The sequence below is a fragment of the Paenibacillus sp. S150 genome, assembly GCF_019352175.1.
In the GTDB taxonomy this organism is placed as follows: Bacteria; Bacillota; Bacilli; order Paenibacillales; family Paenibacillaceae; genus Paenibacillus_AQ.
This window is the reverse complement of record NZ_JACBYI010000013.1, coordinates 93,651-114,364: the sequence shown is the minus strand read 5'-3', so window position 1 is coordinate 114,364 and position 20,714 is coordinate 93,651. Positions and strand designations below refer to the sequence as shown.

Genomic DNA, 20,714 nt, shown 5'->3' with positions numbered 1-20,714 from the left:
ATTCATTCCTCCCAGACCAGCCGGATGGCTCCGAGTGCAGGTCCAGCGTCCTGATTCAACAGACCGGCCAGCGTCGCAATGGCTTCTTCCACGCAGATCCGGCTGGCGTTCGCTCCAAAATGGTTAATCCGCAGGAGCTGCCCGAAGAGTTCTCCGTCTCCGGGAGCCACGATCCCGACGGGCCGGGCAATATGCAGCCGCTGCTCCCCGGAAATCCGCACCGTCGTAGTCAGCGTAGAATAGTGCCGGCTGTCCTTCTGCCAGGGCGCAAGGCCCAAGGCCTTGATACCGGCAACGGCAGAGGCCGCAGCCCGTTCATGGCGCCTGATCACCTGCTCCAGTCCTTCTTCCTCCACGGCGGTCAAGGCCGCAATCAAGGCTCTGGCCTCCAGCGTCGGAATGTTGGGAGGCACACGTACCGGCGCTGTTCCGTTCCCTGCCGGTTTCAGATCCAGCAAGGACAGAATGGAATTGCGCGGTGCATTTCCGTTGGACTCAAGGAATTCCCAGCCGCGCGGCGTAATGCTTACCGCACTGACGCCGTTCGGTCCGGCCAGAGCTTTCTGCGCCCCCACAGCCGCAAAATCAACTCCCCATTCATCAACCGGCAGCGGTTCTCCGCCGACCGCCGACACCGAGTCCAACACAGTTATAAGATTATGGCGGCGGGCAAGCCTCAATATTTCCCCGGCCGGATTGGAGCCGCCGGTAACCACCTCAGCCTGTACAAAGGAAAGCGCGTCCGGCTTATGCTGCCCGATCGCCGCTGCGATCCTTTCCGCAGGAACCACTTCATCAAAGGGGACCCTGACTTCCGCTACCGTTGCTCCGCCGCGTTCCAGCCATTGTCCAAACAGACTTCCATAAGGGCCTGTCACCACATTTAGAAAGGTCCTGCCCGGCGCGGAGATGCCGGCCGCCATCGCCTCAATGCCCAGAATGGCCTCGCCCGGAATGATCACCGGGGGGTGCTCTGTAGACAGCAGCCCGGAGAGCAAGCGGGTAAGCGTATCGAGCTCGGCAAGTGACAGCGGCACAAATCCTTTAGGTTCTTGGTTCATAGTAACCTCCTGATGTGTTCAATTTCGGCATCTTTGGGACTGCGGACAACAGCTCGCGGCTGTAGGCAGCCTCAGGGCGGGCAAAGAATTGTTCCTTCAGACTGACCTCGACCAGGCTTCCCTGCTTCATGACCGCAACCGTATCGCTAATGGCATGGATGACCCCCAGATCATGGGAGATGAACAGCATGGTCAGATGAAGCTCGGCTTTGAGCGTATTCAGCAGCTCCAGCACATTCAGCTGCACGGAAACATCCAGCGCGCTCGTCGGCTCATCGGCAATCAGAAGGCTTGGCTCTACGCTTAATGCGCGTGCAATCGCAATCCGCTGTCGCTGGCCGCCCGAGAATTCGTGAGGATATTTGTCCAAGGCCTTTGCCTCCAGCTGAACACGGGCCAGAAGCTCTTTACATCTCTTCTCGGCCTCCGAGCGGGCTACAATGCGGTGAAACAGCAGCGCCTCGGACAGAATCTGCCGTATGGAATGCTTCGGATTCAGTGAGGCATCCGGATTCTGGAAGATCATCTGTATGCTTTTGCGCTGCCCGCGGCTCCGTTTCTTGTGCAATTCTTGTGTGCCCAGCAGAAGCTGCCCCTCATCCGGAGTGATCAATCCCGCTATGACCCTCGCCAGCGTGGATTTGCCCGACCCGGACTCTCCAACAAGGCCGAGGGTGGTATGCTGCTGCAGATTCAGATGAATGCCGTCCAGCGCAGTGAAGCCGCCATAACGAACCGTTATATTGTTGACTTGCAGGGCTAATTCCATAGTGGTCCCTCCCCCTCCCCCTCCAGCTCCGGCAAAGGAAGCACCGAGTGAATAAGCATCTGTGTATAAGGCTCCTGCGGATTGCGCAGAACGCTCAGGGTATCGCCATGCTCAACAATCCGCCCTCTTTTCATCACAGCCAGCTTGGAGCAGAGAGCGGCGGCAATCGCAAGATTATGCGTCACAAAAACCATCGCAAAGCCCAGTTCCTTCTGCAGCCGGGTAATCGTTTCAATAATCTGCCGCTGAACCGTAACGTCGAGCGCCGTTGTCGGCTCATCACAGAGAAGAATCCCAGGCTTGCACGCCAGTGCCATGGCAATGACGATCCTTTGACACTGACCGCCCGACAGCTGGCTGGGATAACGGTCCGCTTTTTTCAGGGAATCCGGAAGGCCCAGCATTTCGAGCAGCTCCAGCGCCGCCGCTCGCGAGGCCCTCCGGCTTAATTGTTGTCTGTAATATACGACTTCTGCAAGCTGCTTGACCACCGGGCAGAGCGGGTCCAGGGCACCTCTGGGGTCCTGAAAGACCATTGCGCTGCTTGCGCCGCTCTTAATGGCTCCTCCTGTCTGCTCAACCCCGCGGGGAAGCAGTCCAAGGATAGCCCGCAGCGTAAGTGATTTGCCGGAGCCAGATTCGCCTACCAGTCCCAGACTCTCCCCTTGGCCCAGCGAAAAGCTGATATTGTTGACCAGAGCTTCATTCGACTTCGTTGCCAGCGACAATGCTTCTACGGCCAGAACCGGGCTTGTTGCCATCATTTTTTCCTCCATAGGTCTGCCAGACCGTCACCCACAAGAGACAAGGCGATTCCCGTGTAGACCACGGCAAAGCCCGGAACTGCCGAGAGCCACCAGGCTGTGGTCATGAAGGATTGTCCATCCGCAATCATGGTTCCCCAATCGGGGGTCGGAGGTGCGATGCCGATGCCGAGATACCCGAGCGTAACAATCGCCACCAGAAGGCCGACCATATCCGTCATAAGGACTACCACCGCTTGAGGCAGCACATTGGGCAGGAGATGGCGCAGAATAATTCTGACTCCGGACAGCCCCAGCGTCTGGGCGGAAGCTATCCATTCCTGCTCGCGGAACGATGCGCTAAGGCCCCGGACCACACGGGCAAACACAATCCAGCCGACAAGGATGAAAGTGATATAAATCCCCCGCTCTCCGGCCCCGCTGGCAAAGGCTACGATAATCACGATCAGATAAAATGGAAAAGCGATAAACGTATCGGTGAGCAGTGTAATAACCGTATCAATCCATTTCCCGTAATATCCTGCAAGCATCCCCAGAAATATACCGGTGCAGAAGGGGATGATTTCCGCCAGAACCATGATGCTCAAATCGGTCCGCGCAGCATAGATCAGTCTCGTGAACAAGTCACGCCCCAATTGATCGGTCCCCAGCCAATGCTCGGCGGACGGGGGCTGCAAAAAGGCGCTCAAATTTTGCTCGGAGGGGTTATAAGGACTAAGAAACGGTATGAATACAGCCAGAAGAATAAGCACTGCAAACATAATGCTTCCCGCCAAAAGGGACGGGGTATTCCAGATCCGGCGAATAAGGCCGGGCTTCTTCCCGTCCGCTTGCAGCCCGGAGTAGATCGTTGTAGGTTTCATGGTTTTCCTTTCGTTCGGGGGTCCAGCCATTTGGAGATAATTTCAATCAGCAGGCTGATGATCACAACCGAGACCGCACAGTACAGCGCGATTCCTTGAATGACCGGAAAATCCCGTTTCGAAATTGAAGTAAACAGCAGGCTGCCAATCCCCTTGATTCCAAACACCTGTTCAACCACCAGGGTGCCGCCGATCAGATACGAAATATTTACGCCAAGCAGCATCAGGGTTGGCAGAGCGGAGTTGCGCAGGACATGCTTAAACAGAATGACCCTGCCCGGTATTCCCGCAGCCCTGAGGGTGACCACAAAATCCGATTCCAATACCTCAAGCATCTGTGCCCTTAATGAACGGACCAGCGTAGGAATCTGTGAAAAAGCAACGGTAACCGCCGGAAGCGCCAGGCTGTGCAGGGTCCCGGCCCAGCCTTCGCCTACTCCGCCCACAGGAAACCAGTGAAGGCGTACACTGAGCAGCAGAATCAAAAGGATGCCAACCCAAAAGATTGGCATCCCCAGAGTAATTGTAGGAAATATACGGATCAAATGATCCAGCAGCTTATCCTTGTGCGTAGCGGCGGCTGCAGCGAGCAAAAGAGCGATAATCACTGCCAGAACACAAGCCATCACAATAAGCAGCATAGTAATGGGCGCCCGCTCGGCAATCAGCGTTCGGGTGGAGGTTCCCGAAATAATGGAATTGCCGGTATCTCCATGAGTGAACAGCGTCTGCATAAAGCGGATGAACTGATCCCATAGCGGGAGATCCAGCCCGAGCGTATGATGCATACCCGCGATAGCTTCAGGGGTACTGTATTCACCCAGAATCATCTTGGCAGGATCTCCCGGCACAATCCGGATGAGAAAAAAGACGGCTGTCATCACACAGAGAATCACTATTACAGCTTTAATCAGAGCGCTCCTAAGCCATCTGTACGGCGTAGGGCTTCCTGCCGGCCGGATTAACGTCTTGCCCGGCTTCATCATTTGCCGATACGGACATCTTCGAACCGGACGCTGCCGTTAGGCAGAACAACAAGGCCCTCAACGGAAGAACGGGCACCGATAAGAATATCCGGGTAATAGAGCGGGATGTACGGCACTTCATCGGCAAGAGTCTGCAGAAGCTTGGAATAGATTGCGGCACGGTCAGCGCCGTCCGCTGTTTTTTGCCCTTCAACCAGAAGCCTGGTTACTTCATCGTTCGTGTAATGCGTCCAATACGATTTGCTGAAGCCTTCCGGATCGGTCTGGAACGCAATGATTGAATTCGCTTCAGGAGAATCGGCTTGCCCGCTGTTCAGCATGGCCGCGAAATCATACGCAAAGAACCGTTCGCGGAAGGTCGCCAGCTCAACTGATTCAATCTCGATCTTAATGCCGATTGCCTGGCCCGCTGCCTGGATAATCTGCGCCTCCTGGGCTCTGGTGCTGTTGCCGGACGCTACAAGCAGCTTGGTGCTGAAGCCGTCAGGGAAGGCGGATTTGGACAGCTCTTCCTTGGCCGCAGCCGCATCAAAGTTCAGTGCCTTGATTGTATCATTCGCATTGTAGGGAATGGTTGCCGGCAGCAACGAACTGGCTGGCTGCGCATAACCGAAGGTCAGCGCCTTGGTCAGGCCTTCACGGTCAATCGCCAGCGCCAGCGCACGGCGGACATGCACATCTGAGAAATGCTCGTCCAGCGTGTTGAAGAACAATTGCTCGGTCACCCAACTGCCATTGGTGACTACTGCAGTGTCGGCGCCATTCTTAAGCTCATCGGCATTTTGCAGGGCCAGCGATTCAATGGCATTCACTTCGCCCGCCTTCAGCTGGTTGATGGCTTGGCTGTCGTCTTCAATCAGCTTGTACACGAGCTTATCAATCGACGGCTTGCCTTCCTGCCAATAGTTCGTATTCTTGGTGAAGGTCAGGTCGCCGGCAGGGTCCCACTGTTCAACAACGAAAGGTCCTGTTCCAACCGGCTTCTTGAAAAACTCTTCTTCGGCAACTCCGCCAAAATTGTTCGGAATAATACCGTTGGAAAAGTTGGACAGCTCGGAGATAAACGGTGTATACGGCTCCTTAAGCGTAATGACCAGCGTCTTGTTATCCTGCGCCTTGATGGTATCCACCTGTGCCGAAACAGCCAGCGGGCCGCCTACCTTCAAATGCCGCTCCAGCGAGAATACCGCATCCTCTGCAGCAACATCGGTGCCATCTGAGAACTTCAGGCCGTCGCGCAGCACGAAAGTATATGTTAAGCCGTCCTCGCTGATGGTATGTGAACCGGCAAGCCAGTCCACTATTTCCCCGTCGCTGTCAAAAGCAACCAGAGATTCGAATACCTTATCAATGGCAAAGGCGTTGTTCGAGGTAATCTGATTATGCAGATCAAACGAGGTTACAGAAGCAGGACGCCCATAGACGAAAGTTCCTCCCGCCGCCGGCTCCTCCGTATTTGAACTCTCGTTCGCGGTTTGACCCGCACTTGGCTGGGCTCCTTCATTAGGTTCAGGATCATTCTTGGACCCGGAGCAACCTGCAATCAGCACCAATAATAAAACGGCCAATGCTCCTGCCCGTAATGATTTTCTAGTAGAAGTCTTAAATTGCAACATCTGAGCCTCTCCTTCCTATAAAGCATATATGTTTAGTATGGATTGTATTATGGCCCATACCCCCACCTCTGTCAAACAAAAAATCATTGTCCCAATGCGGTTGAAACTAATATATCCATCGCAGGAAATGAATCCGTTTTAATGGCACAAAACCCAAGAACCCGACCGATGCGGCGGCAGATTCTTGGGTTTAAGCGGTTAGATAAAGCCCATTCCGAGATCCGGTCAGGGTGATACAGCGCAAGTCCTGTCTTCATCCTTCTGAAGCCTTGCTCCTCATACCAGGAGACCGTATCGGGATGAGTATATAAAACGGCATTGCAGTCAGCCGTCTCCTCCAGGATCAGGGCGGTGACCTTTTTTCCGAGACCCTGGTGATGATAAGCTTCGTCAACGGCAATATTATAAACCGCCGCCTGCGAAACCCCGTCCGACAAGGCTCTTCCACACCCGATAATATTGTTCCCGTCCAGTACAAAAACATTCACCGCGCTGTTCTCAAAAGCCTTTTCGGTTTGCGCCGGAGTAAAGTCGGTTAAGCCGAAGCCACTTCGCCTGATCGCTATTATATTAACTACTATACAAATAAAGGCGGGTATATGGAATCCTATGAAGAGAATGCTGCTGTTCTCGGGCAGATTTCCGGCAAGGAAACCGAAGTTTCCGCCGAACTGGACAATGTCCCCGCCTCCATCGAAGCACTGAATGCCAAGGTAACGGCGGCGGACAAAAAAGCGCTGAGCATCCTGGCGAATGACGGAAGCATCAGCGCCAACGGCTCCGGCTCTGCCATGCCGCAACAAGAAGGGTCCCCTGCCTGATGAATCAGGCAGGGGACCCTTCTTGATTATGCTTACTGTATAGGCTTAGAACAAATAATGCAGGTTGCTGAGCACAAGCGGATAGGTATAAGTGATTTGTACTTTCGGCTGCCATACAAAATTGGTGCTGGCAATCAAATAACCGCCGATTCCCCATAACTGCTTCACATATAACGTTGAATTGCCTGTATCCATCAGGGGAATTCCCCCATATTGGGTAAAGGATACATTTTGCCCTGCCGCCAAAAGCATTTTCATAAAACCGATCCAATATGCCCCGTTACCGTCAGCCGACAAATAAAAATGATCGACAATAGCCCCATCTGGTATCGCGGTATTATTGGTCAGATCATAGGCATAGTACCCCCGGTACACGGGTGTTGTATTGCCAACAGGTACGTTCCCGAAATTGATGGATAATCCGGTATCCGCCGATGGAAATGAGCCGGTTCTATAGTAATCGCCGAAGTACAGCGCATATGGAGTGTCGCTGAAATTGGTATCGCTGTGTCCATCCTTGCCTTGAATCACGACATAATAGTCACCTGCGGTTAAGAAAGTAAGATAGAACGCCTCGGATAAAGCATTATCCTTTAAATCATAGTAAACGACTCCAAGCTCAGAATTGTTATAAGTAGCAAGATACATATCATAGTCACAAAGACCCGGAATGTTGGTTAAGATAAAAGAATAGACCCTGTTATTACTGATATCCGATGGTGTAACAGTGAATTTGTACCAGTCACTGTCCACATCCTCGTGAATAGTTGCTCTTGTAACCTTGTTAAATTGAGTAGTCGTGGCTAGTGTAGGGCCGTTGTTATTTTCAAAAGCATCCCCCGTACTGTCAAGCGCAAGCTTACCGGCAGTCCCCTGTTTCAATACATCTGCCCCAGCGACAGACTCTTTCCCCGAAATCGTCACTATGTCTTCTTTGTGAATTTTGGCACTTGCCGCCTCAGAGACTTGCACTTGAGCGCTGCTTACCCCCGGCTCCTCGCTTCCCGAAGAAACCTGCGCCGCCAATGCACTGACCGGGCCGGCCGTTGCGAGACATCCCGCCAACAGCAGACCCAACAACCACTTGCCTGTCTTCATTGCATTCCCTCCCTAATTTTTTCTAAAAAACCATTTATTATATTACCATAAATAGTATTTAATTTCAATTAATTGGTATATTTATAGACAGATTGAACAACGGTCCGTTGGCACAGCGTCCTCACTAAACGCTCCCGTATATCCTGGTCAAAAATAAGGACCATCCCAAGTCGCCATTTCATGGCTTTGGGACAGTCCTTTCCTTTACTTACAACAGCACCGCATCCATAACCAGCCGCAAAAACTGCCGGTAGTCGGCCTGATAAGCGACATGGATGTCCGGGAGATCCGTCCAGGCATGATGATGGCGGGTATCCATGACGGTCATGCCCAGGGTCAGCTGGCCCTTGGTCTCAATCCCCACCTTGGCGGTCAGATAACGGATCAGCGTGGGATCGATGACGGCCGCAACGGCCATGGAGTCAATGAGGACACAATACGATTCAAAGCCGCGCCCAAGCACAAACTTAATCATCTGATGCAGTACAGCCGCTTCCGGCCGGTCCGATGCCTCCAGCTCCTGCAGCTCCTCCCCGGTAAAATTCACATCAAAGTGAGTGGACACGTCGAGGCCGATCGCCTGCAGCGGAGCCCCTGATTTGAAGACGAAATCCGCAGCCTCGGGGTCTACATATACGTTCCATTCACTCTGCGGATTGTCTCCGGTAGCATTGGCCGTTGAATATTTATTAAGGCCGTATGAGCCTGCTATTGCCGTTATGCCGGAGATCATGGGAATAATCTCCGGGGCCTTCATCATCGCCAGGGCAATATTCGTCAAAGGGGCAAGGGCGATAATATGGATGCCGCCCGGGTTCTTTTTTACCGTCTCCACAATTAAATCGGCCGCGTGGCCTGGATGCAGCGGAGTTACAGGCTCCGGCAGATGAACCTCGGCCTGCCCGTCCGATCCATGCGAGAACGGATCTGACGGAAGCTCGCGGACGAGCGGCCTCGCCATCCCCTTCGCCACCGGAATATCCGTACGCTTCAGAAGCTCCATGACCTTCAGCGCATTCGTGCTGGTAATATCCACCGGATAGTTGCCGGCAACCGCCGTAACCGCTTCAACCGACAGCGCACCGGATTTGATGGCAAGGATAAGGGCAAGGGAATCATCCATTCCCGGATCACAATCGATAATGACTTTTTTCAATTCATTCATCCTCTCAGGTGGTTGCTGCCCAGACAGCCGGGGCTATTTCACGCTTCCCTGCGTAAGTCCGCTCACCAGATAGCGCTGGAAGAAGACGGTCAGGAGAATGACGGGAAGACTGGAAATCACCCCGCTGGCAGACATGAGTCCGCGGTCCAGGCCTTTTTGGCTGACAAAGGTGCTGGTCAGCACCGGCATCGTTTTGGTCGCCTGTCCGGTCAGGGTTACCGCAAATAAAAATTCATTCCAGCAGAAAATAAAACAGATCAGCGCGGTTGCCGCAATTCCGGGCATGACGACCGGCAGCACAATTCGCCAGAAGGTCGTCAGGCGGGAACAGCCGTCGATCATGGCAGCTTCCTCCATATCCGCAGGGAGCGCAGCGAAGAAGGACCGGAGCAGCCAGATCACCAGCGCCATATTGAGTGCCGAATAGGCCGCGATAATCAGGATATGCGTATCCAGCACATGCGCACGGTACGCCACCAGAAAAACCGGCACAATGACAACCACCGGCGGGATCATTCTTGTCAGCAGCAGCAGGTTCGGCAGCAGCGTCCCGCCGATGCGGAAGCGTTCAATGCCGTAGGCGGCCAAGGCGCCAAAAATGACGGTGATCAGCGTGGCGGTCCCGGAAATCAGCAGACTGTTGATCAGGCTGGTCATGAAGTCGGGATGCTGGAACAGCTGGACATAGCTGCTGAACACCGGATGCTCCGGAATCCATACCGGCGGAATCGCCATCTGGTCAACGGGACGCTTGACCGAGGTCAGCACAACCCAAATAATCGGCAGCATGAAAAAGATAAAGAACGCGCACAGCACAGCAGTCTTCAGTCCGGTGGACAGGTTCTTCCGTATCCGTCTGGATTTCATCGGGTCTTCCCTCCCCGGTTCACAAGAGTAAGCAGCCCGAAGATCACAATCCCGAGCACCAGCATAACGCCTGTTGATACGGTGGACGCATATCCCATGTCATAGCGGCTGAAGGCGATTTTGTAGTTGTAAATGGACACCATTTCCGTTGCCGTACCCGGCCCGCCGCTGGTCAGAATATAGACCAGATCGAAGGTGCGCATCGCATCCATGGCCCGCAGAATGCCTACCGACAGTACGCCGGGAAGCACAAGGGGCAGCGTCATCCGCCAGAATTCCCGCCATTTCGAGGCACCGTCCATCTGGGCCGCTTCATAGATTTCATGGGAGATGCCCTGGAGACCCGCCAGGATCAGCAGCATGACAAACGGCGTCCACTGCCAGACATCGGCAAGGATGACGGAGAACATGGCCCAGCCCGGCTCTGTCAGCAGCCTGGACGTGTCAAAGGGAATATGGAAGAATTCAAGGATCGGCCCGAGCGGAGTAAAATCCGGCAGCAGGAACAACCGCCAGGCTACCCCCACAACAACGGGAACCATCATCATCGGAATCATAAACGATACCTTGAAAAAGGTCTTGCCCCACACCTGCCCGTTAAGCAGCAGGGCAAGCACCATGCCGAGCACAAGCTCGGCTGCCACGGCTCCCGCCGTGAACAGAGCGCTTTTGCCAAGCGAGTTCAGAAAATTATGGTCTGACAGCAATTTCGTGAAGTTGTCCAGTCCGGTGAACCGTATCCCCAGATCGGGACGCTGCAGCGGATATGAAAAAAAGCTCAATCCCAGCGCTGCGGCAATCGGAATCAGCAGCACGACCACGATAATCAGGACACCGGGCAGCACAAACCCCCATTTCTCACGCGTTTTGGAGAGCATATCGGCAAAACCGCCTTACCCTGTAAAATTTATGGAGAAGGAAGGGGGGCTTCCTTCTCCAGTGCAGACTGACAGGCGCTTTCGTCTGCCGGCCTAATAACCTCTTGAGCTCATCAGATCCTCATACTCCGCTGCGGCCTGGTCAAGCGCCTCTTCAGCCGGCTGCTCGCCGTTGAGGAATCTGGACACGGCGCTTGGCAGAATATCTCCGGTAATCGTTGCGCCTTCCGGAATCAGCGGCAGCGGCTCCAGACGGAACGAATTCATAATGTCCGCATGGGGCGCATAGAAGCTGTACTCCGCAGCAAGCGTTCCGGTCAGGGCGGAGGTCCGGGCCGGAATGTTGCCGACCGGAGCCGCTTTTTCCATCATTTCCTGGCTGGTGGCAAATTCGATCCAATCAAAGGCCTCTTCCTTCAGCTCCGAGGAACCGGCAACGACAAAGCCATACGGCAGATAGAAGCGTTTAACGTCACTTGTGTTCTCATCCACTCCCGGAATGGCCGCGAAGCCGACTTTACCGGCTACCTTCGATTGATCGGGGTCCTGTGCCACCTGGGCAATCGTTGTTGCCATTTCGGCCATCGCGCTGCGTCCCTGCAGGAATTCCCCGGACGCATCCGACCAGCCGTACTGCTTGGAGGCTGCCGAGGTATATTGGAACAGCTCCTTCAGATCATTCAGCGCCTTCACTCCGGCTTCATTGTTGAACTGCTGTTTATAATCGGCATCGTACAGATCACCGCCGTAATTGAACAGGCGGTTATAGAAGGCGAAGCCGAGCAGGATGCTTTTTTCACCCATCAGGGTTACACCGCTTAAGTTTTCATCCGGACGGTTGAAGAATTCGGCAATTTCCTTATACTGCGCAATGGTCTTCGGAGGGGCCAGGTCATAGCCGTATTTGGCTTTGAAGGCCGCCTTCTCCTGTTCATCGCCGAACAGATCGGTCCGGTACAATATTCCCTGTGTTTCATTCATATAAGGCACAAAGTACAATTCCTTATTCTCGCCGAAATAGGCATTTTCGATCCCCGGGAAGTCGTCCAGCTCCAGCCCGCCGAGCTTCGCTTCATCGGCCGCTACGGGAACGATATAATTCGGCACCTGAAGCTCGGGAACCCAGCCGATCGGGACATAAGCCAGATCAAAGCCGGCGGAGCCGGAGGTGAACTTCAGCGTCAGCTGCTGGTGATACTGGTCATACGGCAGCTCAACCACATTGACCTTCACAGCGTATTTCTCCTCAAAGTCCGGAATAATGCTCTTGAACGCATCCGCATGGGAGCTTGTCTCGGCCATAATGGTTAGTGTCTTGGTTTCTCCGGCGGGCGCCGTTGAGGCTTCCCCGGCCGCTCCCGTATTGGAGGCTGTGTAGTTGTTGGAGCATGCTCCAAGGACAGCTGTTAAGCTGAGTACAATTGACATGAGCCAAACTTTTTTCTTTCCAATCATCAGTAGACCACTCCTCTATGTTTGTATTCATGTCAGATTGTCTAACGCAGGACTGTTTTTCCATTGCGGTTTAACATACCAACTGATAGGATAGTACCAATAATCTGTATTTTACATCACCCTAATTCGGTCATTTTTTTTAATGATTCGGCTAACCTGTACAAAATGGAGGGTAAAAATGGATCGTCTGCTGTTTCTTTTCCATACGAAGCATCCCAAAAACACCTATATTCAGCTGCATCAGCATGAATGCTATGAGCTTGTCTATTATTTCAGCGGCAGCGGAATTACCAATATTGGCTCATCCAGTTATTCCATCAAGCCCGGCACCTTTGCTGTCATGTCTCCCCGGGTTCTGCATGATGAGCAGCACGACACCGAGTCCGAGCTTCTGTTCATCGGCTTTCATTGCGAGAATGATTCCGCTATCCAGCATCTGAACAAGCTGTTCGAGGATGACGAGAAGCATACGATCCGCCAGCTTATGCTGCGCATGGAGCATGAATTCACCGAGCAGCAGGAAGGGTTCTTCGATATGCTGAATCTCCTCGTCCGGGAATTGACCACCCAAATCCAGCGGCTGGCCCGCTTGAACAAACCCATGCGCCTGAGCGGCGGGCGGCTTAAATATGTAATTAATTTCATGGACGAGCACTTCCGGCAGCATCTGACGGTGGATACCCTGGCCAAAATGTCCGGCTACAGCTATGACCGCTTCAGGCATCTGTTCAAGGAAACGGCCGATGTCTCGCCCCAGCAGTATCTGCAGCGCAAAAGGCTGGAGTATGCAAAGACGCTCCTGCTGCAGACCCATCTGCCCATTTCTGAAGTCGCCGAAAAATCCGGGTTCGTGAAGGACTCCCAGTTCTGCACGATTTTCAAACGCGAAACCGGACTCACCCCGCTGAAATTCAGACGGCAGCCCGGCGGGTGAGCAGGCGGCAATGCTCCTCTTCTTCCGGGTTATCGTTTGTGGAGGCCATTCAATCTATACACGACAGGCCTCCCCGCCTTTTTCCGGCGGAGAGGCCTGTCGTCTGAAGCTTCCATTAACTGCACCCTTGCGGAATAATGCTGTTCAGTCCCATCTCTTCGGACTATCCCTTCACAGCTCCCACAACCAGCCCTTTGACGAAAAAGCGCTGGAAAAACGGATAAGCAGCCAGCAGCGGAACCACCCCGATCACCGCTATAGCCATCCGGACCGTTTCACTGGGCATCGGGCCTGCAGAGACACTGGAGCGCACATTGCTGGAGGTCAGAAACTGAATGTCGGTCAATATCCGGTTCAGCAAATTCTGCAGACTGTAGAATCTGCTGTCGGTGATATAGACCATGCCGTTGAACCAGTCATTCCAGTAGAGCACAAGCTGGAACAGCCCGACGGTTGCCAGAATGGGTGTTGAGAGCGGAATAACGATGGAATGGAAGGTGCGGAATTCTCCGGCCCCGTCGATATTCGCCGATTCAATCACCGCCGCGGGAATGGCGGTGCTGAAGTAAGAGCGCATCAGCAGGACGTTGAAGCCGTTAGCGAGCAGTCCGGGAACGATCAGCGCCCAGATTGTATTCTTGATCCCCAGCACCTGGGTGTAGATCAGATAGGTGGGAACCAGTCCGCCGTTGAACAGCAGGGTGAAGAAAATCAGAAAAGCGGCCAGGTTCCGGTAAGGCATATCCGGCTTCGACAGCGGGTAGGCCAGCATGGCTGTGACTGCTACCCCAACCACAGTGCCGACTACGGTAATAAGCAGCGTAATCCCGTAGGCATGCGCGATTTCACCTATTTTATTGCCCAGATATAGATATGCATCCACACTGAAGCGGCCGGGAAAAAAGGAATAGCCATCGCGTATAATCTCCTGTTCGTCGGTAAAAGAAGCCATCACCAGAAGTGCGAACGGAAACAAACATGCCATTGAAATCACAACCATGATGATATGGGACAGCCATTGCCAGCCCCGGTTTTCTCTATGCATTCTCCCTCGCCTCCTTAGAACAGTGAATTCTCGCGGCTGATTCTCCGAACTGTATAATTGGACAGCAGGACCAGGATCAGACCGACCAGAGACTGGTACAAGCCCGCCGCCGATGACATGCCGATATCCCCAAGCTGAATGAGTCCGCGGTAGACATAGGTGTCGATGACATTCGTTGTATCATAGAGCGCCCCCGAATTCATCGGGACCTGATAGAACAGGCCAAAGTCGGAATAGAAGATCCGCCCGACGGCCAGCAGGGTCATCACAATAATCGTAGGCAGGATCAGCGGCAGCGTAATGGCGCGGATCTGCTGGAATTTCGAGGCTCCGTCAATCGTAGCCGCCTCGTAATACTCGGGATCAATTCCGATGATCGAGGCCAGATAGACCACGCACAGGAAGCCCGCGCTTTTCCACGTGTTCACAACCGTCAGAATCAGCGGCCAGTATCCCGCCTCATTGTACCAGGAGATGCCCTCCCTGTGGAACAGCGGCAGAACCGTATTGTTGATGAAGCCCGTCTCCGTGCTGAGCATGGCGAACACCAGATAGCTGATGATGATGGTGGAAATCAGATACGGAATCAGGACGACGCTCTGATAAAAGCGCATAAACAGCTTGTTCTTGATTTCATTCAGCAAAATCGCCACCAGAATGGCCGCCGCTGTATTGATGACAATGAACGCCCCGTTGTACAGAATCGTGTTGCGGGTGATGATGAAGGCGTCCGTTGTTTTGAACAGGTATGCGAAATTCTTCAGCCCGACCCAATCCCCGGCCAGGAAGCCTTGTGAGAAGTTGATATCCTTGAACGCTATAATCAGTCCGAACATCGGCAGGTAGTTGTTGACCAGAAAATACAGGAGTCCCGGCAGCATCATTACACCCAGCAGACCGTAACGTTTGAAATTCTTGCTCCGTCTGTTCCTAGATCTGGCTGCAGGGACGGCCGCTGCGTATTGTGCCATCTCAAATCCCCCCTTCAGAGGCTGGCCCGGTTCAATTGCCCGCCCTCAGCACAACCGTCTTCTTCTGTTCAAAGGACCGGTACGCAGCCAGCGCGGCCTCCGTCGCGCGCAGACCGTCAAGTCCGGTAACCAGCGGCTCAAGGCCTTCACGAATACTCTCCACGAAATTCTGCAGCAGGCCGGCATCCATGTTGTCGCCCCAATAATCCCATCTCACGCCATTCGCTTCGCTGAATACTTCGATCTTCTGGCCGAATGCGTCCACATGCAGAATGCCCTCCGTGCCGATAATCTCCATGGTAACATCCCCCCAGACCGGATAGATCTTCGTGCGGGACCAGCTGAAATCAATCGTGGCGAACACACCGTTCTGAAATTCCAGAGTGGCGATGCCGCAATCATCGATCGGGTTATCGGAGAATCGGCTGTCATGCTCTGCATAGACCTCACTGACCTCCGTGCCCATGATCCAGCGCATCAGATCGACCAGATGCACCGTATGATCCATAACCGCACCGCCTCCTGACAGCGCCGGCTCTGTGAACCAGCCCTCCGGAATGAACCCGTGGTTCGTCCCCTTAATGGCCAGAATATTGCCGATTTGCCCATTGTCAATCACCTGCTTGGCAGCGGCGACGGGCGTGCTGAAGCGGACCGGGAAGGCCGTGCCGAGAAACACCCCGTTCTCCCGGCATACATCAATCATTTCCTGCGCATCCTCCAGGTTCGTCGCAAGCGGCTTCTCGCATAAGACATGCTTGCCTGCGCGGGCTGCGGCAAGGACATGCCCGTGGTGCTTCGAATTCTCCGAGGTGACGATGACGGCGTCCAATTCCCGGCGGAGCAGTTCCTCCGTTGTGCGGAAGTAGGGCAGTCCGAATTGTCCGGCCCATTTCCTTCCCCGCGCTTCATCCTCGTCGGCAATGCCGGCGACCTCCACGTTCTCCATGCCGAGGAGCACCATGATATATCCTACAGCATGCATATGGGCAAGACTGATAATGCCGATTCTCATAATTGAACCCTCTCTTTCTTCCGGTTCCCCGGTATCCTATCTTTAATTGTCGTTGTTAAGTGAAACCGGATCGCCGGTTTCCATAGACCGGATCGCTGCCAGCACGATCTCCAGCGCCTTATAGCCATCCTCCGCCGTCACTCTTGCCTCCGCTCCCGTGTCCACACATTCGAGGAAATGCTGCAGCTCCCGGGCGTAAGGATTCGGTTCGACAGTGCTAACCGGAACAGCCACACCGGCCGGCGCCTCCTGCGATCTGCGGCGCGTCAATGACAAGGGCTTATCCCTGCTGCTGTCATACTCAATCATTCCTCCCGCTCCGGCGAATTCCAGCTTGGACGAGAACTCTTCATGCGCCCACGAGCTTTCGGCATGGGCAATCACCCCGTTCCTGAAGCGCAGTGTGACCAGCCCATAGCCCAGGTTCAGCCGGTTGCCGCTGCGTCCCTGCAGGCTCTTGGCATAGACGCGCTCCACCTCTCCGAAGCACCAGCGCAGGAAGTCGATGTCATGAATGGATAAGTCCATGACTACGCCGCCGCTGAGCTTGATATCACTGTACCAGTCCTCGAATCCGGCAGGCATCGACCCTACCCGGCTCATCCGGACAACCCCCGCCTCCCCGATGGACCCGCTGTCCAGCTGCTCCTTCACCTTCTCATATTCCGGGAAGAAGCGCAGGACATGCCCGACGAACAGCCGCACCTGCCGGGACTTGCAGTACTCGATCATCTCTGCCGCATCCTCCAGATTGCCGGCCAGCGGCTTCTCGCAGATCACATGCTTGTGATGCCGCGCCGCAGCCAGCACGTACTCCTTATGCAGGTAGGTGGGCACACACACATCCACGACGTCGACCTGCTCCAGTGTCCTGAGTGCCTCCTCCAGTGTCGTGAAGGCCTGCGCTTCAGCCTGCAGGGCGAACTGCTCCGCCTTCTCCGGATTCAGATCGACGATTCCGGCAACCTTTACTCCGGGCATCCCCAGATAGGAATACAGATGTGCTCCGCCCATCGCTCCGCAGCCAATTAATACAATATGCTTCATGGTTGAATCCTCCTATTGTTTGTTCTGTGCCCAGGCATCCAGCTGCTTCTGCTTCTCGGCGATGATGGTGTCAATCCCGGCCGCCTTCAGCTTGTCCAGAAATTTCGGCAGTATTTCCGCCGGATCGAGGGTTCCCGTCTCCAGTCCGCCCTTGAACTGGTTGATCACGTTCTGTACGGCAGCCGATTCCGTCTTTACCGGCTCCACATTGAAGGTGAATCCGAGAGCCTTCGACTGCTTGGCGCTGCCGTTGAACTCCGCAAGCTTGCTCCAGATATCCGGCTCGTTGCCTTCGAACACGTAGGAAATATATTGATTGCCGAAGAGGATTGCCGAATTGGTGTATCTGCTGGTAGCTGCAGTCACCCCTTCCGGGTAACCGATCATGGTATCCGAGGTTTTGACATAATGCTTGTTCTCAATTCCGTAGTCCAGCAGGTTGAGCAAATCGCTGTCCGAGTAGAGCAGGTTGAGGAATTCCATCGCTTTTTGCGGATTCTTGGAATTCTGCGCGATGCCCTGCATCAGGATGGTAATATTGCTCGTTTGGGTTACCGGTTCGGCGAAGGAGACAGCGACCAGCTCATGTCCGGTCAACACCGCCTCCTGCGCCTCGATACCCGGCTTGATCCGGCAGAAATAAGCAAAGGCTTTGCCCGCTCCCATCAGGGTCTCGGCACTGTCGCTTGTGGTTGCCGCATCCTTGGAGATATAACCGTCTAGATACCACTGTCTCACCAGATTGAGCCGTTCCTGATATTTCGGATTCTCGAACAGATTAACCACCTTGAAGCCGTTGTCGAGGTCCGGAAGCACGCCAACCGAGTCATCCAGCGTATCGAAGTCGCTGGTGTCCATCAGATCCGTAATAGTCAGTGTGGTGCTTCCTCCGCCGAGGGGAACCAGCGGTGTAACCCCGGGCTCATTCTCCTTGATTGTCTGGAATATCGGGGTCAGGTCCTCGTAGGACTTGATGCTGCCGGTATCAATCTTGTATTTATCCACCAGATCCTTCCTCATCAGCATGCCCGGACCGGCGGCAAAATCACGGATAGAAGGTACGGCATAGGTTTTGCCGTCGATCTTGACTGCGTTCATGTAAGACGGATCGACTGCCTTCAGAATGTCCTGCCCGCTCTTCGCCAGCAGATCGTCCAGCGCGACCAGCTGCCCCTTCGCCGCCCGCGTGCCGTATTCACTGCCCAGCACTGTCATGATATCCAGCTTCTCATTCGCGGACAGCATCAGATTAAGCTGCTGCTGCCAGGCGCCGAAGCTGATCGGCAGCAGCTTGACGGTTGCCCCGATCCTGTCCCGGATCAGCTTGTTGATCTCCTCCTGGACAAGAGCAACATCCCCCGGGTCACTTCCCGGATAAGCCATTGTAATTTCGTATAATTCATCCTCTGAGGCGGAGCCGGACGGGGTTTGACCCGTGGCGGCTTCCTTGCCGGAGCACGCAGTCAGCAGCGTCATTAGCATAGACAGGCAAACCAGTAACGTCAAAACCGTGTTTCTTTTTTTCATATGTCACATTACCTCCCCTTGGAATAGTCTTATCATACTGAATTCCAAGCATTCCGGGCTACCCAAATACCGACCAATGCCTGTGCGTAATCCGACATGTAAGTATTATTGACACAACCAGGTTTGGAAGAGGTATGCGGACGAAATAAAGTACCGCTCAATGGTTGACAAACCTCCCAAACCTGCGGAGAGGCTGTCAACAAAAGCGGTACTAATTCCCCCGCAGCTCCTTATGGCGGAATTCATGCGGGGTCAGACCGGTCGTTTTTTTGAAGATGCGGGAAAAATGCGAGAAATTGGAATACCCGATCGAGCTGGCGATGCTGTTAATTGGCTTGGATGTCTTCAGCAGCAGCTCCTTGGCCCGCTCCATCCGTTCTTTAACCACAAAATCGGAAAGCGTCATTCCCGTTTCTTTCTTGAAAATCCTTGTCAGATAATCCGGATTGAGGTAGACATTGGCGGCGATTTGCTCGCGGGACAGCTCATTCTCGGCGATATTGTTCAGGATATAGGCTTTCGTCTTATCGACCACCGTTCCGGTTTTCTCCACATCCCGCGCATGTCTTACTGCCTCCTGCACCAGGACCTGCGCCCAATGGAGCAGTTGATGAAGAGAACGAGTGGCCTGCTGTGAGGTCTCGGGCTGCTCCTCGAAGATCCGGTGGGCCTGAAGCCCGTTCAAATGAAGCACATGGTAGACAATCTGCAGAAAGTTCTGATGGAACTCCCGCAGCCATTTGGCATTCACACGCTCATCCGGCTCCAAGGCCTTCAGGTAGGTCCCCAGCTCCAGCTGCAGCGCCTTGTCCGAGTTCTGCTTCAGCAGCTCCATCCACAGCTGCATCGGCGGGCCGGGTATATCGGAATGACTGGCCGGCAGAGTCCGCCACTGGGCTTGCATGAGCACCCGGTTCTTCAGCCGGATATTGTCGGCATCCATCAACAGCAGCTCATTATATCTGCCGGCCATTTCGTGAACGGATGCGGCTTCTCCCGCATAACAGCACAGCTCGCAGTTCAAGCCTTGGCTGGAGCGTGCGACGAACTCCTGCAGGAGGCTCTGCATATTTCCGGGGTCAGGCTGATTTCCCCGCGGATACTCGGCAATTAGGACCCATACCTCCCGGCCGGTCTGCACAAGCCGCCCGGATATGCCGTATTCATGAAGCAGCTCCCTCATCACACTCTGCACCGGAGCATCTGCAGGCATCCCGTCATCCCGTTCAATTGCCTTGGACCGGCCCTGGAACCGGATCAGCACGGGCAGAAGCCCGGCCTCTTCCGGATAGGAGATATCTCCTTTGGCCATATATTCACGTAACAGCTGCGGATCGGAAGAGATCATTCCCGTCAGCAAATCCCGCCAGAAATGCTCGATGAACGCCGGCTTTTGCGAGGACCACAGCTCCTGCACCTCCAGGAACCTCTTATGGTCCGACTGCTTCTCCCGCTCCCGCGATACCAGCGCCACCGCCCTGGCGGCAGCCTTCTCCAGTTCTGGAAACTCAATGGGCTTAAGCAGATATTCGAAGCTGCCGAGCTGAACCGCCTTCTGGGCATAGCTGAAATCCGCATGACAGGTCAGAAAGATGCAGACAACCGCAGGGGCCTGCTCCTTTACCCACTCCATTAATTCAAGTCCGCTGCCCTGGGGCATTTCAATATCGCAAATCATCAGATCAATCCGGTGCTGCCGGATCACCTCTTTGGCCATACGGATATTGGTGGACAGGTGAACAGTGGTTATACCCAGTGCTCCCCAGGAAATCCCTTCTGCAATGACCTTGCCTGTAAATGCTTCATCATCAACAATCAGGAGCTGATACATG

At 54.2% G+C, this 20,714-nt stretch carries 20 protein-coding genes; 2 read left to right on the top strand and 18 right to left on the bottom strand.

Annotated features, from left to right (window positions below; genetic code table 11):
- Positions 1 to 2: 2 nt before the first annotated feature.
- The 7 genes from HYD27_RS14330 to HYD27_RS14300 form a co-directional block, all read right to left on the bottom strand.
- A complete protein-coding gene (locus tag HYD27_RS14330; RefSeq protein WP_219216186.1) occupies positions 3 to 1,061 on the bottom strand; it encodes a pyridoxal-phosphate-dependent aminotransferase family protein in 1,059 nt (352 codons plus the stop codon).
- Positions 1,045 to 1,830, bottom strand: coding sequence for an ABC transporter ATP-binding protein (locus HYD27_RS14325; RefSeq protein WP_219216184.1), 786 nt, complete (start codon positions 1,828 to 1,830; stop codon positions 1,045 to 1,047). Before HYD27_RS14325 ends, HYD27_RS14330 begins: the two co-directional genes overlap by 17 nt.
- A complete protein-coding gene (locus HYD27_RS14320; protein WP_228745133.1) occupies positions 1,821 to 2,594 on the bottom strand; it encodes an ABC transporter ATP-binding protein in 774 nt (257 codons plus the stop codon). The genes HYD27_RS14325 and HYD27_RS14320 overlap by 10 nt, the downstream gene beginning before the upstream one ends.
- The gene (locus HYD27_RS14315; RefSeq protein ID WP_219216182.1) at positions 2,591 to 3,457 is read right to left on the bottom strand and encodes an ABC transporter permease; all 867 of its coding nucleotides are present in this window, start codon (positions 3,455 to 3,457) and stop codon (positions 2,591 to 2,593) included. The genes HYD27_RS14320 and HYD27_RS14315 overlap by 4 nt, the downstream gene beginning before the upstream one ends.
- Entirely contained in the window at positions 3,454 to 4,440 is a 987-nt protein-coding gene (locus tag HYD27_RS14310; protein WP_228745142.1) for an ABC transporter permease, read from the bottom strand. Before HYD27_RS14310 ends, HYD27_RS14315 begins: the two co-directional genes overlap by 4 nt.
- On the bottom strand, positions 4,440 to 6,059 hold the full coding sequence (locus HYD27_RS14305; RefSeq protein ID WP_219216178.1) for an ABC transporter substrate-binding protein: 1,620 nt from the start codon (positions 6,057 to 6,059) through the stop codon (positions 4,440 to 4,442). Before HYD27_RS14305 ends, HYD27_RS14310 begins: the two co-directional genes overlap by 1 nt.
- A gap of 83 nt (positions 6,060 to 6,142) precedes the next feature.
- Complete coding sequence (locus HYD27_RS14300; protein ID WP_309242069.1) at positions 6,143 to 6,619, bottom strand: GNAT family N-acetyltransferase; 477 nt, start codon at positions 6,617 to 6,619, stop codon at positions 6,143 to 6,145.
- Positions 6,620 to 6,658: 39 nt separating this feature from the next.
- On the opposite strand from HYD27_RS14300, the gene HYD27_RS32025 reads away from it, so the two are divergent.
- Positions 6,659 to 6,880 (top strand): hypothetical protein, encoded by a 222-nt coding sequence (locus HYD27_RS32025; protein WP_228745145.1) that lies wholly within the window; start codon positions 6,659 to 6,661, stop codon positions 6,878 to 6,880.
- A gap of 45 nt (positions 6,881 to 6,925) precedes the next feature.
- Here the strand turns inward: HYD27_RS32025 and HYD27_RS14295 are convergent, their stop codons facing one another.
- From HYD27_RS14295 to HYD27_RS14275, 5 genes are all read right to left on the bottom strand, one after another.
- On the bottom strand, positions 6,926 to 7,978 hold the full coding sequence (locus tag HYD27_RS14295) for a hypothetical protein (RefSeq protein ID WP_219216175.1): 1,053 nt from the start codon (positions 7,976 to 7,978) through the stop codon (positions 6,926 to 6,928).
- Positions 7,979 to 8,186: 208 nt separating this feature from the next.
- Positions 8,187 to 9,134, bottom strand: a complete 948-nt coding sequence (locus HYD27_RS14290) for a nucleoside hydrolase (RefSeq protein ID WP_219216173.1) — start codon at positions 9,132 to 9,134, stop codon at positions 8,187 to 8,189.
- Positions 9,135 to 9,176: 42 nt separating this feature from the next.
- Positions 9,177 to 10,010, bottom strand: a complete 834-nt coding sequence (locus HYD27_RS14285; RefSeq protein WP_219216171.1) for a carbohydrate ABC transporter permease — start codon at positions 10,008 to 10,010, stop codon at positions 9,177 to 9,179.
- Entirely contained in the window at positions 10,007 to 10,888 is an 882-nt protein-coding gene (locus HYD27_RS14280; protein WP_219216169.1) for a carbohydrate ABC transporter permease, read from the bottom strand. Before HYD27_RS14280 ends, HYD27_RS14285 begins: the two co-directional genes overlap by 4 nt.
- A 93-nt stretch (positions 10,889 to 10,981) precedes the next feature.
- Positions 10,982 to 12,343 carry an ABC transporter substrate-binding protein gene (locus HYD27_RS14275; RefSeq protein ID WP_219216168.1) on the bottom strand — a complete coding sequence of 454 codons (1,362 nt, stop codon included), beginning with the start codon at positions 12,341 to 12,343 and terminating at the stop codon, positions 10,982 to 10,984.
- 178 nt (positions 12,344 to 12,521) lie between these two features.
- Here HYD27_RS14275 and HYD27_RS14270 point away from each other — a divergent pair, with 178 nt between their 5' ends.
- Entirely contained in the window at positions 12,522 to 13,277 is a 756-nt protein-coding gene (locus tag HYD27_RS14270; protein WP_219216166.1) for an AraC family transcriptional regulator, read from the top strand.
- A 163-nt stretch (positions 13,278 to 13,440) separates the two neighbouring features.
- Here HYD27_RS14270 and HYD27_RS14265 read toward each other — a convergent pair whose 3' ends face one another.
- The 6 genes from HYD27_RS14265 to HYD27_RS14240 all read right to left on the bottom strand — a co-directional run bounded on the left by HYD27_RS14265 (position 13,441) and on the right by HYD27_RS14240 (position 20,713).
- On the bottom strand, positions 13,441 to 14,322 hold the full coding sequence (locus HYD27_RS14265; RefSeq protein ID WP_219216164.1) for a carbohydrate ABC transporter permease: 882 nt from the start codon (positions 14,320 to 14,322) through the stop codon (positions 13,441 to 13,443).
- Positions 14,323 to 14,336: 14 nt separating this feature from the next.
- The gene (locus HYD27_RS14260) at positions 14,337 to 15,293 is read right to left on the bottom strand and encodes an ABC transporter permease (protein ID WP_228745132.1); all 957 of its coding nucleotides are present in this window, start codon (positions 15,291 to 15,293) and stop codon (positions 14,337 to 14,339) included.
- A gap of 31 nt (positions 15,294 to 15,324) precedes the next feature.
- On the bottom strand, positions 15,325 to 16,308 hold the full coding sequence (locus tag HYD27_RS14255; RefSeq protein ID WP_219216162.1) for a Gfo/Idh/MocA family protein: 984 nt from the start codon (positions 16,306 to 16,308) through the stop codon (positions 15,325 to 15,327).
- A 42-nt stretch (positions 16,309 to 16,350) separates the two neighbouring features.
- On the bottom strand, positions 16,351 to 17,355 hold the full coding sequence (locus HYD27_RS14250; protein ID WP_219216161.1) for a Gfo/Idh/MocA family protein: 1,005 nt from the start codon (positions 17,353 to 17,355) through the stop codon (positions 16,351 to 16,353).
- A 12-nt stretch (positions 17,356 to 17,367) separates the two neighbouring features.
- Positions 17,368 to 18,882: an ABC transporter substrate-binding protein gene (locus HYD27_RS14245; RefSeq protein ID WP_219216159.1), complete on the bottom strand. Its 1,515-nt coding sequence runs from the start codon at positions 18,880 to 18,882 to the stop codon at positions 17,368 to 17,370.
- Between the two features lie 211 nt (positions 18,883 to 19,093).
- Complete coding sequence (locus tag HYD27_RS14240) at positions 19,094 to 20,713, bottom strand: helix-turn-helix domain-containing protein (protein WP_219216157.1); 1,620 nt, start codon at positions 20,711 to 20,713, stop codon at positions 19,094 to 19,096.
- Position 20,714 lies beyond the last annotated feature (1 nt).